Source organism: Ruegeria sp. CF5 (assembly GCF_056537325.1).
Genome location: NZ_JBQFRI010000001.1, coordinates 1,006,987 through 1,020,235 on the forward strand (window position 1 = coordinate 1,006,987; position 13,249 = coordinate 1,020,235).

A 13,249-nucleotide genomic window follows, 5' to 3' on the forward strand; every position below is an offset into this window, starting at 1 on the left:
CAGTCAAAGTGACAAAGCCGCTGAATTTCATCAAGTGATGTCCAAAGACTTCAAGACCAACTGAGAAATTGTTGGTTTTCGAGGATAGAAACCAGCGGTAAAATAATGATCTGGTAGCAGCTATTTTTGGGTTCTCAGCCGCCGTTGCCGGCTGATCATTATGTGGTAGCGCATTCAACTTCGTGACAAATTTCCGCGGCGCTCAATCAATGGTTCTCCGTGGTAAATGCTGTTGCTGCCTCACCAACAGAATTCATCGAAGTTCCTGAATTCCCATCTTGCCAACCGCACCACACTGGAACAGCAAAGAACAAGATTGACGAAATCGCAACGATCGTTGGCAATCTGATTTCGAACCATTTGAACTCGAGCTCACGTTTGTCCCGAACTTTTACAAGTTCCGAACTCATTGAATTCACTAAGCGTTCCAGATCTTTTTCTTCGAATGCAAGTGGAAAGCTTTCGCAATAAGCGACATGTTCTTGGAAACGATTTTGAGCCAACAATAGGTCTTTCACTGATTTTTCAACAACTTCAGAAAGATCGTGGAGACGCTCTTTCGATGTATCCAACTCGTCAAGAGTTCCCTCCGCAATCAGCGTTCGAAACTGCTCAAGGTGGTCTACGAAGTTCGGATCGACTTGAGGACTATAGGCTCCAATCACGATCTTTCCTTGTTCGTTTCGTGTAGTGTTTTCTGGCTTGTATGATTCCTTTGAAATTTCTTGCTCAAGTTCCGGGTTGGGTTGTTTCAACTCTTCCAGTATGCGCCTCAGCTTATTGTCTAGCCTACTTTGCGCGTCTTGGACCTGTTTGAGTTTCTGATGAATTATGGACTGCAAATTAGCCGAAGGCTCTAACTTGCCTGCTAAGGATGACAATTTTGTTTCCATCTCCTTGATTTGTCCCAAAGTATCTGAACCGAACTGCTTGCTGGGATAATCAATGGTCGAGCTTTTCTCGACCATCTCTCGTATTTCTGCTGCAGCTTGGACGAAACCATCCTTCTGGGTCATCTCTTCCAAGCCCCAAGCTTGATGGAGCTTTGCCAATGCAATGGGTCTTGCAACATACAGCCGAACAAGCAGATATAATAGTATAGCTGCGGAAGCCGTGACTATAGCTACACTGGAAATCACAACTTTGTCTGGTGCATCTATGAAGCCGCCTAGCAACTCTTTTGGTTGAAGTGAGAAGCTGAACTTCCAAACTACAAAAATAAGGGCTGAATAAACAAATATTGATCGCCTAATTGATGTTAAATTTGTGTCGTCCAATGCTGACGCAAAAAACACTATCTTGCCCTCAGATTGTTAATTTCTTTCCCGCATTTCAACAGATTAACGTTGGTAGTTGCAACTGTCTGAACAAAACTGACATGCATAACCTTGGGCTCAGTTCGGTTCTCAAATGCGATGGTTATCAGCGGCTTGTGACTCCACAACCCTCTGCTCAAGACGGTGCTTTTACTTTAACTAGTTTAGCTGCACACGCATCGACTGGCTGCTTGATGGCCAAACTAAAACGGCTCTGATCTCCCTGGCTCATCTGTCGCATTCAGGCAGTGATTTCCTTAGTACTTTGGTTTCTTTTGAGCCCGCGAATTGGTGTTTGCTTTTTCAGAACTCAATTGACAATTTTGGACGCTATTTTACAAAATCGGTCATGATGCAGCCAACAGAACGCAAGCTGGAAATCGTTGTTTTGGTGAGTCCACATTTTAATGTTTCGGCTACGACTTCTTTCGTGGATCCATTCAGAATTGCAAATTATCTGACAGGTTCGGCTCGATTTTCCTGGACCTATGCCTCGGACCACGGTGGTCCAGTTGAGTCTAGCAGTGGCCTGGTTGTTGACACTGCCCCATTGGCGGACTTGACAGGGCACATGCCTTGGCTGGTTCTTGTGAGTACAAGTTGGACACCTGAACGGCACGGGACAACTCAGTTCAAGGTAGCACTTCAGAAATGGGAGTCGGGTGGAGCAATCGTTGTTGGTTTGGACACTGGTGCGATTGTTCTTGCAGCTGCTGGACTACTGAAGGGCAAGACCGCAACCGTTCATTATGAGCATATCGATGCATTTACAGAAATGGCACAGGACACCACCGTTTCAGAGGACATGATTGTTGCGGATGGTAGGATTTTCACGTGCTGTGGGGGATCAGCAGCAACCGATCTGGGTTTGGGATTTGTGCACTCTATTGCTGGTGAAAGTATCGCAAATGCATCTGCACGATATCTGTTTCATCACAATGTGCGCGGTGAAGGCCAGTCTCAGAACCCGAAGGACGTGGAACCGCTTGGGTATGTCACCTCTGGGATAGTCCGGGACGCAATCGATCTAATGGAGGCGCATTTGGAAACGACCCTGTCGATCCCGGAAATATCAGCGCGGTTGAAGATTTCGCAACGACAACTGAGCCGCTTGTTTCAGCAATATGTACACAAGTCGCCAATCGAGTATTACCGTGACATACGCCTTGATCGAGCGCGCGGATTGGTGACGCAGACCGAGTTGAAGTTCAGCGAGATTGCGGAAGCATCAGGTTTTAACGGGCAGGTTCATTTCAGCCGGGCATATCGAAAACGCTTTGGCCTGACACCAAGTGCGGACCGCATTGAAGGCCGTACGCCGTTCGAATTTCGCGCTTGGCCGATGTTCAAGCCTGATATCAAGTCCGAAGGTGTCGCGTAGCCTTTTGCATCGCTGTCAGCATCTTGTCGCGTTTCGCTGATAGCTCTTCTGTACTTTGCCCTTGTGATTGATCCTTGATGCCATCGACCAGTTTTTTGATTACATCCTCATCAAGACGTGGATTGCCCAGATCGTCCCACCAGCCATTAAATGTGTCTTTGAAATGGTCACAGAAGGCCTGCAGACCACCGTCGCCTGCACCCAGATGAAAAAGGGTCGTCGGACCCATCGCGGCCCAGCGCAATCCCGGGCCAGCCCACATTGCTTTGTCGATATCTTCAACGCTGGCAACACCTTCGACCGCCATATGGACGGCCTCGCGCCACACCGCGGCTTGCAACCGGTTCGCGACATGCCCGGGCATGCCCTTCTTGATCCGGATCGTGACTTTACCAATGTTTTTGTAGAACGCCTCCGTGCGGTCCAAGACATCTGAACCGGTGAAGTCATTCGCTGTCAGCTCGACCAGAGGGATGAGATGTGGCGGGTTAAACGGATGACCTAAGATCAGTTTGCTCGGATCGCGCCATCCCTGTTGCAAAGCTTCGAGCGTCAGGCCGGAAGTTGAGCTTGAAACTATTGCATCAACGTCCAAGTCTGACTCAATTTCAGCATAGATCGAGTGCTTAATCGGCAACCTCTCTGGTACATTCTCCTGAATGAACTGGGCGTCTCGCACGGCCTCAGCAGCGGTCGACACAAAAGTGATCGCATCGGCAGTAGCGTTATCTGTTTGGCCCAGTTCCTCTAACGCAGGCCACGCTTTTTCGATGTACCTACGGACCGATACCTCTGCGTTCGGATCGGGATCATAGACGGTCACACTACGGCCCGAGGCGAGAAACAGCGCGGCCCAACTTGCCCCGATGACACCTGCTCCAAGGATGGTGGTTCTTTCAATTTCTGACATTAAAATAGTCCTGGGTTAAGGGGGGAAGCAGCCGTCATGCCTCCGTCCACAGTAAACAACTGTCCGGTCGCAAAAGACGAGTCGTCCGAGGCCAACCAAAGGGCCATCGCAGCAATGTCGGCGGGCTTGCCAAAGCGTTTGACCGCGTGGCGAGCCAGCGCATCTGATTTGGCCTTTTCCGGGTCTTGGGCGAGATCGAACCCTGCGTCCAACATGCCCGTTTCAATCCATCCCGGGCAGATCGCATTGCAACGCACCGCCGGTCCATGGTCCACCGCGATGGAACGCGTGAGCCCATGTACAAACGCTTTTGACGCATTGTAGAGCGCCATAGATGGATCTGCGACATTACCCGAGATCGAACCGATATTGATGATCGAGCCACCTTGTGACATTTCCGGAATGAAGGCGCGGCAACAGTTAAAAACGCCTCGTGCGTTTACTCCCATCACCAAATCCCAATCCGCATCCGAGCTTTCGGTAACTGTTTTTTCAACCTGAACACCGGCGTTATTTACAAGGATATCTGTCCCTCCGACTGTCTTGACGATTTGTGCAACCGCTTCGGGATCGCGAACATCCAACGTGTACCAATTCACGTTTTCCGGCAGATCATCTGGTTGAGGACCACGCCCACAGGTAGTGACAGCGGCCCCTTCGGTTACGAACGCCTCAACGATACCGCGCCCAATGCCCTGCTTGCCGCCTGTCACAAAGGCGCGTTTGCCAGCCAACCGCATCAGTGTGCCACCATGACGTGACGGATCGCAGTGTAGGCGTCCAGCGCATAGACCGACATATCGCTGCCTGTGCCCGAACCCTTCATAGCGGCCCATGGCATCTCAGGGGTCGCGACCCCATGCGTGTTTACCCACGTGAACCCATAGCGCAGCTTGGACGTCATTTTCATCGCGCGCCCGACATCACGTGTCCAGACCGACGAGGCCAACCCGTAGGGACCATTGTTTGCGATCTTCAGCGCTTCTTCGGCGTCAGAAAACCGGGATACGGTTACGACAGGGCCAAAGACCTCATTACAAGCAAGCTCGGCATTGTTGTCGACATTGGCGACAACAGTCGGCTGGTAGAAAAACCCGCTTTTTTCGCCGAACGCTCCTCCGGCAACAATTTCGGAACTGCTGCGCGCACGATCCACAAAACCCGCAACACGATCCCGCTGAGCCGCAGAGACAAGCGGGCCCATTTCTGTTCCTTCGGCTTTCGGTTCACCAACTTGAATCTGACCGACCTGATCAGCAATGGCGGCAACAAGCTTGTCGTAAACCTTGTCTGCAACCATTACGCGGCAAGGCTGTGCGCAGTCCTGACCAGCATTGAAGTAACTGCCAAAACGGACCGTCTCGGCCACAGCATCCAGATCAGCATCATCAAAGACAATGACCGGCGCCTTGCCGCCCAACTCCAGATGAACGTGTTTGATTTTCTGGGAAGCAGCCCGCATTGCAGCCATGCCTGTCGCCGGAGACCCCGTGACACTGATCCCTTCCATCTGTGGGCTGTTCATCAAGGTGTTGCCCACACTGGGACCCCGGCCATGGATCACGTTCAGCACGCCTTTTGGCAGGACGTCTTGCATCAATTCAGCCAGTCGCAGAGTGGATAGCGGCGTGATCTCGGACGGTTTCAACACGACAGAACATCCTGCCGCGATAGGTGCGGCAATCTTCCAGGATGCCATCATCAGAGGGTAGTTCCACGGGGCGATGGCCGCGACTGGACCTATTGGATCACGCCGGATCATCGAAGTATGACCCGCGACATATTCACCTGAAGCGGACCCCATCATGGTGCGCGCAGCACCAGCGAAGAAGCGAAAGACATCAATTGTTAGCGGCATTTCATCATCATGAGCCGATGGCCAGGGTTTTCCCACATCAAGGCATTCAAGTTCTGCTAACTCCTGGCTGTTTGCCTCAATTACATCGGCTATCTGAAGCAAGATCGCAGAGCGTTCAGCAGGGGTCGTAACCGAAAAGGTTTCATAAGCCTCTGCTGAGCTTCGCACTGCCGCCTCGATCTGTGCTTCGCTGGCTTCTTTTGCCGTACCAATAACCTCTCCTGTTGCGGGGTTCAGGATATCCAAGGCTTCTCCGGTACCTTCCACCATTTCGCCGTTGATCAGCATTTTCGTCTGCATGTGCCTCTCCTTAGAACCCAACTTGATCGCCGCCTTTTAGTGCAAGCCGCATGCGCGCTTCAGCTGGCGTCGCGACCGTAAGGCCAAGGTTTTCAACGATTGACCGGATGCGCGTGACTTGTTCGGCATTGGATTTTGCCAACTCTCCTTTGCCTATGAACAGGCTGTCTTCGAGGCCCACCCGCAGGTTGCCTCCCCGCATGGCGCTTTGGGTCGCAAATGGCATTTGGTGACGACCAGCGGCAAGGACAGACCATTCGTAATTCTCTGCCCCGAACAGCTTGTCGGCCGTGTTGTGCATGTGGGTCAGATGATCAGCATCTGCGCCAACGCCGCCCAAGATGCCAAATACCATCTGAATGAAAAATGGCGGTTTGATCAGGCCTTGATCGACAAACCATTTGACGTTGTAGAGATGGCCAAGATCATAGCATTCGAACTCGAACTTGGTGCCATGATCGCCAGCAAGTTTTTCGATGGCGTAACGAATGGTTTTGAAGGTGTTGGGAAAGATGAAATCTTCTGTCATCTCCAAAAATGGCTTTTCCCAATCGTGCTGAAACTCACTGTATTTTTGCAGCATCGGAAAGATGCCAAAGTTCATGGACCCCATATTAAGCGATGCCATTTCCGGGCTGGTCGAGGTCGCCGCCAGCAGCCTCTCATCCATTGACATCCCCAAACCGCCGCCCGTCGAGACATTCATCACCACATCAGTAGACTGCTTGATTACAGGTAGAAACTGCTTGAACAGCTCAGGTCGGGGATCGGGTTTTCCGGTTTCGGGATGTCGTGCGTGCAAGTGAATGATCGATGCGCCTGCTTGCGCTGCTTCAATACTGGCCGTCGCGATCTCGGCGGGCGTTATCGGCAGGTGCGGTGACATCGACGGTGTATGGATGCCCCCCGTTGGCGCGCAGGTGATGATGACGGGCTTGGGCATCAGAGCTTCATCTGCTGCACTTGCGCAGACAGCCCCCCGTCCAGAACCCACAACTGACCGGAGGCATACCGCGCTTCGTCCGAGGCAAGCCAGTTGACCAGATTTGCAATATCCTCGGGCGTCCCGTAGGTGCGCATCGGATGAACATCGCGCACGGCCTTTTGCAGCGTTTCAATGTTGCCACCGCCACCGCCGGATCCATCGCCGTTGAAAAAGCTCTGCAACATCGGAGTGTCGATATAGCCCGGGCAAATGGCATTCACTCGGATGCCCTCAGGGCCGTGATCGCAAGCCATTGCACGCGTCAAAGCGTGAACTGCGCCCTTGGTTGCGCAATAAGCCGCAAGCCCTGGATCAGCAATGAATCCGTCGTAGGATCCGAAGTTGATTAGGCTTGCGCTGTTCCCCGTTTTCGCGGCTTCGCGCATCAGCGGAATGGCATATTTCGAGGTCAGAAAAGTACCCGTGGAATTGACCGCAAAGCTTTGGTTCCATTCTTCCAGAGTGGTTTCTTCTACCGTCTTTTCGATCTCGATCCCGGCAGCGTTCACAAGGATGTCCAGTTTGCCGTGTGCCGCGCGCACATGATCCATTGCGGCAATCGCGTCTGCCTCTTGCGTCACATCCAGCTTAACAAAATGACTGCCATCGTCATCGTGCTGATCTAACGACCCTTCCGGGGTGAGGTCAGCGGCAAATACAATTGCACCTTCTTTTTGGAAACGAGTGACAATCGCGCGACCGATACCTCCGCGCGCCCCGGTCACTAGGGCAATTTTTCCGTTCAGCATCATCGACTTCAGTCCTTCAAAGGCGGATAGCGATAGCGGCTTGCGGCCACAGTCCAATCCATATTGTTGCGTACATACTGCCGGCTTGCGTCAGACGGAGGGTTATAATCCCATGGCTCACTGGCACCTGCTTCCATCGCGGCATGTAACGCGCGGCGGGATTTTTGCGTCGCGATAATCTTTTTTCGCAAATCATTGCCGTCCCAACGCTCGGCGACTTCAACTGAAAAACGAGCTGCAGCGTCAGCGTAGCCAGGGTCCGCAGCGAGGTTCTTCGTTTCCATCGGATCAGCGCTCAGGTCATAGAGCTGCGGCGGGTCGCTATCACAATGAATATACTTCAAGGGTCCGCGCCGGATCATGATCACCGGATAGCCCGTCATTTCGGCACAATATTCACTGATGGCCTCATCAATTGGATCGCCCTCGCCCCGGGCCAAAGGCATCAGGCTGCGACCATCGATCGGTTCTCCAAGCATCGTCTCATCACCGCCCCCAATGTCGATGAATGTTGGCAGCAGATCGACAAGCGACACCGCATTTTGCGCGGTACCAACTGCAATGCCCGGCCCGGCCATGACCAGCGGAACTCGCGCGGAGTGTTCGAAGAAGTTCATTTTGTACCACAGCCCACGTTCGCCCAGCATGTCGCCATGGTCGGCAGTGACAATCACTATGGTATTGTCCAACTCGCCCGTCTCTTCGAGGGTTTGAACAAGCTCTCCGATTTTGCTGTCGAAGTAACTGACGTTCGCCAGATAAGCATGACGCGCGCGCCGTATTTCCGCCTCGGTGAGCGGCACGTAGGATGCTTCGATCCCATCCAACAAACGACGAGAAAACGGGTCCTGATCTTCTATCGCGGGCACAAACGCCGGCATGTCAATGTCATCGTCCGCGTAGAGGTTCCACCATTCTGGTCGCGCTACATATGGATCGTGCGGGTGAATGAAGCTTGCCACCATCGCAAAAGGCGCGCCTTTGCCAAGCGCTTTGTCGCGGGCCGCATCGAACAGCCAGCGTTTAGCGGCAAATCCAACCTCGTCATCGTAGTCGATCTGGAATGTAGCATGGGCCACACCACTTTCCTTGACCGTCTGCATGTTGTGATACCATTTGTCGATCCGCTCGTCGGGGGCCTCCCAATCCGGGGTCCACGCGAAATCTGCGGGATAGATATCTGTCGTTACCCTGTCTTCGAAGCCATGCATTTGATCCGGGCCGACAAAATGCATCTTGCCTGAAAGGCAGGTCCGGTAGCCTAGCGATTTGAGGTAATGCGCAAATGTTGGCACCGAAGCCCTGAACTCTGACGCATTGTCATAAGCTGCGATGCGGCTGATGTGCTGACCTGACATAAAGGCAAACCGTGAAGGCGCACAGAGAGGAGAATTGCAGTAAGCCGCATCAAAGCGCATGCCGCGCGCAGCCAGCATATCAAGGTGCGGCGTTTTTGCGACCTTGTATCCGTAAGCCCCTGTGAAATGCGGGGCCAGTTGGTCCGCCATGATCACAAGGATATTTGGCCGCGTCACGCGGCACCTTTTGCATAAGCATCCAGGACCAAACCATGGAAGTGATGTACGGCGTGCTCGGACTTGCCGGAGCCATCCGGGTCATTGACGATCCTACCCTGAGTGAACGCAGGCGTGTTCATTCCGCGCTGCACACTTTCGACGAGGCTGATATCTTCAACCTGAAGTACTTCGTCCAGATAGCGAATTGCATCCAGTTCCATCGCGTCGGGTTCCGGCGTCTCAAGGAAGAAGTCATAAGTTTCTAGCGTTCGATCTGGTCCGACAGGGATGATGTTCAACACGATCATGCTGGAGCGTCCGGGATATCGCATCAGGCAAGTGGTAGGATATAGCCACCAAACCGCATGGGTTTTCACAGTGGCATTCGACACATCATAGGCGGTGTTTGGACTGGTGCCCGCGTCCGCCATATGGCTGGAGTAGATACCGTAGGTTGTGACCTTGTAAGTATCCATATCCACGAGGTCACAAAAATCCTTATGTGCCGTAGGGCAGTGATAGCACTCCAGGAAGTTGTCCACGACGTTCTTCCAGTTCGATTTGATGTCATAGGTCAGACGGTGACCGAACGTGAGCTGATCCACATCCGGCGCCCAATGCCGCACCTCGGTTTCCAGGTTTCCGGATTGCTCTGACAAAGAGGCAGCCGTCGGGTCCAAATTGACAAAAACAAACCCGCAGAATTCTTCGACCTGCACTTCATCGAGACAAATCTCGTCTTTGTTGAAGTCTTCGAGGTTTTCGGTATGCGGTGCTCGCGCCAACTGCCCGTCCAGCTTATAGACCCAAGCATGATAGGGGCACATAATCCGTGTGGTATTGCCTTCACCGGATAGAAGTTCGTGCGCACGGTGTTTGCAAACGTTGTAAAAGGCACGAAGCTTACCTTCTTTGTCACGCACAACCGCAATAGGTTGACCGGCAATATCCACCGTAACATAGGCGCCCAGCTCACGTGTTTTCTCGCCATGGCACACCCATTGCCAAGTCTTGGAGAGAATGAAGCGAAGGTCAGCGTCAAACCACTTGCCCTCGGTGTATGCAGCAGCCTGCAACGAGCTCGAGCGCGATGGATCAGCGTGATAACCAAAGGAAATTGTTTCTGAATCAGCCATATTGCCCCTCCCAAGTAAGGCTAATTCTATTTTGAGTGAGATTCGGAACTATGCTTTTTCAGCCGGAATTTTGATTTTCTTCGCCGAGCCTTTGGCTTTCGGTCGCACCGTGATGATCTAACAAACGCTGGATTTGGCTGACACGCGAATGCCAATTCCTTGCCGGCACCCGATTTTCGGTCATTCGACACAGGTGCAAAATTTAGAGGCTGGTGAACTTACTTATCGCGCAACAGAGTCGGCCTTCACTGAGCTTGTCTGAATAACAGGCTTGGCATGTTTTCCCGAGAGTGACCTGCCTAGAACGGTAATACGCGGGCGAAGAAGTCTCTAATCTCTGCGCCTCCAGTGATTGGCAACACCCAGGACACGTATTGATCCGGTCTGGTACCAATGACTGCGCCCTTGTTTCGATCGATGCCCCGCATGTTGAAAATGTCACTTCCATCTTGGGTTGGACAAAAAACCTTTTCATAGTCAGTGAGGTTCAGTGACCCTTTTCTAGGCTTCAGCAGATTAGGCAGTTTCGAGATATCCATATCCCGGTGAGAAACCTGAAAGACTGCACGGACATCGATCACCGCGTCGATATCGGCACCTTTTGGCGTCACTCGCTCCAACAACGTCTCTAAGTCTGCACACAAAGCAGCCGCAGGTCCATTTGCCTCGCCTCGGTCTGATTTTGGCGCAAAAATGATGATCCGCCAGCGCCCATCAGCCTTCAAATTATGCCCCAACTGCATTGGTTTCGCATCGGCAAGCCTGATGACAGGTCCGGAGTGGAACCGCTTACCAACAGGATAACCTGTCGCCAGTTCCTGATGGCGCGTACCTCCCCTGATCAACGAAGTGTCATAACAGGTTGCAACACCCGCTGTGTAACGCCCATGCTTCTTGAAATACGCTTGAAATTGGGCGGCATCTTCTTTGGTCTTTGGCTTTTCACTAAACAAGCGCGCCATGTCGCGGTCAAAATCGATCAATTCCTGCGCCTTTGCGCGACGTTCCATGGAGTAAGTGTCCAGCAATTCAACAGGCGATTGGCCGCGAAGAACAGCGGCCAATTTCCAACCCAAATTGAAGGCATCAGCCATTGAGACGTTCATGCCTTGTCCTGCTTTCGGGCTGTGCGTGTGACAGGCATCACCGGCAATGAATATTCGAGGTGATTTTGCTCCACGTTCCGTGTCGTCGACATCATCAAAGGTATCGCAAACACGCTGCCCAATCTCGTATGCCGACCACCAGGCGACTTGCGCAACATCAAAGTCAAAAGGGGATAGGATCTTTCGAGCCTTTTCGACCAACTCGTCTGTCGTGACACCTCGATCAGCGGCGCGCTCATCAGGACCTAGTTCATCAAGTTCTATGTACAGGCGAACCAGATAACCACCTTCGCGGGGGATAATCAGGATACTGCCCTGATCCGCAGATTGGATTGCACATTTTAATCTGATGTCGGGGAAACTGGTGTTGCAAAGAACATCCATCACACCCCAAAGCTGTCGTGCCGATGTTCCCTCTAGGACAAGCCCCAATTCGGATCGCACTTTGCTGTGTGCGCCGTCGCAGCCAACGACATATTTGGCTCGAATGGTCTCGGTATCTTCAGGCCTGTTCACACAGGCAACTATTGCTTCAATTGGAAAGTCGTGACCTTCCGTTCGAGTCAGGGAAATCAGTTCTCGGTTGTAGTCAGGAACGAGGCGGCGCGATGATTTGGCCATATTCTCAAGGTAAAAATCATGAACTCTGGCTTGGCTCAGAATGATGTGTGGCATCTCTGAAAGATCATCTTCCACGTCCTGGATGCGCTCGGCCCGGACAAGTGGCGTTCCGTCAGCTCCAGGTCGCCAAAAGCTCACTTCATTGACCTGATAGCCTTCCTTGATCACACGCTCTGCAAAACCAAATGCTTCGAACATTTCTACAGAGCGGCAGGCGATACCGTCCGCTTGACCAAACTCCAGAGGGCCAGATTTACGCTCGATAATACGCACCGAGATGTCACCAAAAGCACTGAGCTGAGTCGCCAACGTCAATCCTGCTGGTCCACAACCAATAATTAGCACGTCGGTGGTTTCCCTCGCCGTGGTTGAACTGGCGGAGGCAATTGAAGGATCTCCAGCGCGGAAACCATTGAGATGATACTGCATTCGCAAACCTATTGCAGACATTGAAACAAAATTTTGTGGGTGTCAGGTCTTTACCCATTCTCAGAACCACCCGGTTATTTCGTGAGCCGGCCGTCCCTCGATGCTTCCGGGTCCGTGCAGGTGACAATAGTCATGCCGCGCGGAGCTAGTCCCATCTTAGAGCATACCGCTTCCGAGGGTGTATTTCCCACCTCGACACCGGTCATGAACTCCTGAAACCCAAATTTTGCTTCCATCTCCAAAATCGCGTGAGCACCGAGGACCAGAGCCAATTTACGGCCTCGCATTGAGGGGTTTGTTGCCAGCATTCCCCACCATGCCTGCCCGGACAATGTCGCGTGTTCTGGATGAGCAATGGCAGACGCTGCAGCAATCGAAAATACGTTGCCCGAACGATCGACGGCCATACAGCTCACGGCAGGTTGAAGCTCTCCTCTCAATGCTGCACCGCATGTTGGCAGGACCCCACAATTCAAGGCCATATTCGCAGCCGCTTGCAGCAAGCCACCGGAGGTTTCCCGAGATACCCATACGAGGGTGATATCATCGGGAAACGGGATGGCGCTGACGACTTCCCTAGCTGCTGCCAAGGTTGTTTTGGATCCTTCCCACTTCTGGTAGACGAGCGGGGTAAGACCTCTTGAACTCAGGCCCAGAGAATAACTCTGACTTTCGTTGGCCGGTACCGTGATGCAGCTTGAGTTTCCTTGTATTTTGGCAAGAGTCGCCACTAAATCCAGATCGCCATCAAGTGAACTGGCCACACCAACCGTGCGGCCATAGTAGCTAAAGCGGGCATCATTACGGAGGATTTCCGACAACGCGCGCCCGCGTTTGAGAATGGATCGCTGATCGGCGCTTCCGAAGAATTCCTCTGGTCTCATTCCCCAACCTCCCGAGCCGGTGCCGAGCTGGCCTGACCGTCGGAACAGGTCAAACCG

General features: G+C 52.6%; 11 protein-coding genes. 1 reads left to right on the plus strand and 10 read right to left on the minus strand.

Annotated elements, in window-relative coordinates:
• Positions 1 to 206: 206 nt before the first annotated feature.
• A complete protein-coding gene (locus tag ACR0NW_RS04870; protein WP_480448597.1) occupies positions 207 to 1,295 on the minus strand; it encodes a hypothetical protein in 1,089 nt (362 codons plus the stop codon).
• A 373-nt stretch (positions 1,296 to 1,668) separates the two neighbouring features.
• Between ACR0NW_RS04870 and ACR0NW_RS04875 the strand changes: the two genes are divergently transcribed.
• Positions 1,669 to 2,697 (plus strand): GlxA family transcriptional regulator, encoded by a 1,029-nt coding sequence (locus ACR0NW_RS04875; protein ID WP_480791516.1) that lies wholly within the window; start codon positions 1,669 to 1,671, stop codon positions 2,695 to 2,697.
• On the opposite strand, the gene ACR0NW_RS04880 is transcribed toward ACR0NW_RS04875, so the two are convergent.
• The 9 genes from ACR0NW_RS04880 to ACR0NW_RS04920 all read right to left on the minus strand — a co-directional run bounded on the left by ACR0NW_RS04880 (position 2,675) and on the right by ACR0NW_RS04920 (position 13,192).
• Positions 2,675 to 3,607, minus strand: a complete 933-nt coding sequence (locus ACR0NW_RS04880) for a 3-hydroxyacyl-CoA dehydrogenase NAD-binding domain-containing protein (RefSeq protein ID WP_480448595.1) — start codon at positions 3,605 to 3,607, stop codon at positions 2,675 to 2,677. The two genes, ACR0NW_RS04875 and ACR0NW_RS04880, sit on opposite strands and share 23 nt — an antisense overlap.
• A complete protein-coding gene (locus ACR0NW_RS04885; RefSeq protein ID WP_480448594.1) occupies positions 3,607 to 4,347 on the minus strand; it encodes an SDR family NAD(P)-dependent oxidoreductase in 741 nt (246 codons plus the stop codon). Before ACR0NW_RS04885 ends, ACR0NW_RS04880 begins: the two co-directional genes overlap by 1 nt.
• Positions 4,347 to 5,765 (minus strand): gamma-aminobutyraldehyde dehydrogenase, encoded by a 1,419-nt coding sequence (locus ACR0NW_RS04890; RefSeq protein ID WP_480448593.1) that lies wholly within the window; start codon positions 5,763 to 5,765, stop codon positions 4,347 to 4,349. The genes ACR0NW_RS04885 and ACR0NW_RS04890 overlap by 1 nt, the downstream gene beginning before the upstream one ends.
• 10 nt (positions 5,766 to 5,775) lie before the next feature.
• Positions 5,776 to 6,708 (minus strand): 3,5-dioxohexanoate:acetyl-CoA acetone transferase, encoded by a 933-nt coding sequence (gene kce, locus ACR0NW_RS04895; RefSeq protein ID WP_480448591.1) that lies wholly within the window; start codon positions 6,706 to 6,708, stop codon positions 5,776 to 5,778.
• Positions 6,708 to 7,502, minus strand: coding sequence for an SDR family NAD(P)-dependent oxidoreductase (locus ACR0NW_RS04900; RefSeq protein ID WP_480791510.1), 795 nt, complete (start codon positions 7,500 to 7,502; stop codon positions 6,708 to 6,710). The genes kce and ACR0NW_RS04900 overlap by 1 nt, the downstream gene beginning before the upstream one ends.
• Positions 7,503 to 7,507: 5 nt before the next feature.
• Positions 7,508 to 9,034 (minus strand): choline-sulfatase, encoded by a 1,527-nt coding sequence (gene betC / locus ACR0NW_RS04905; RefSeq protein WP_480448588.1) that lies wholly within the window; start codon positions 9,032 to 9,034, stop codon positions 7,508 to 7,510.
• Complete coding sequence (locus tag ACR0NW_RS04910) at positions 9,031 to 10,152, minus strand: aromatic ring-hydroxylating oxygenase subunit alpha (protein ID WP_480448587.1); 1,122 nt, start codon at positions 10,150 to 10,152, stop codon at positions 9,031 to 9,033. The genes betC and ACR0NW_RS04910 overlap by 4 nt, the downstream gene beginning before the upstream one ends.
• A 299-nt stretch (positions 10,153 to 10,451) precedes the next feature.
• Complete coding sequence (locus tag ACR0NW_RS04915; RefSeq protein WP_480448586.1) at positions 10,452 to 12,308, minus strand: FAD-dependent monooxygenase; 1,857 nt, start codon at positions 12,306 to 12,308, stop codon at positions 10,452 to 10,454.
• Between the two features lie 74 nt (positions 12,309 to 12,382).
• Positions 12,383 to 13,192: a hypothetical protein gene (locus ACR0NW_RS04920; RefSeq protein ID WP_480448585.1), complete on the minus strand. Its 810-nt coding sequence runs from the start codon at positions 13,190 to 13,192 to the stop codon at positions 12,383 to 12,385.
• Positions 13,193 to 13,249: the final 57 nt, after the last annotated feature.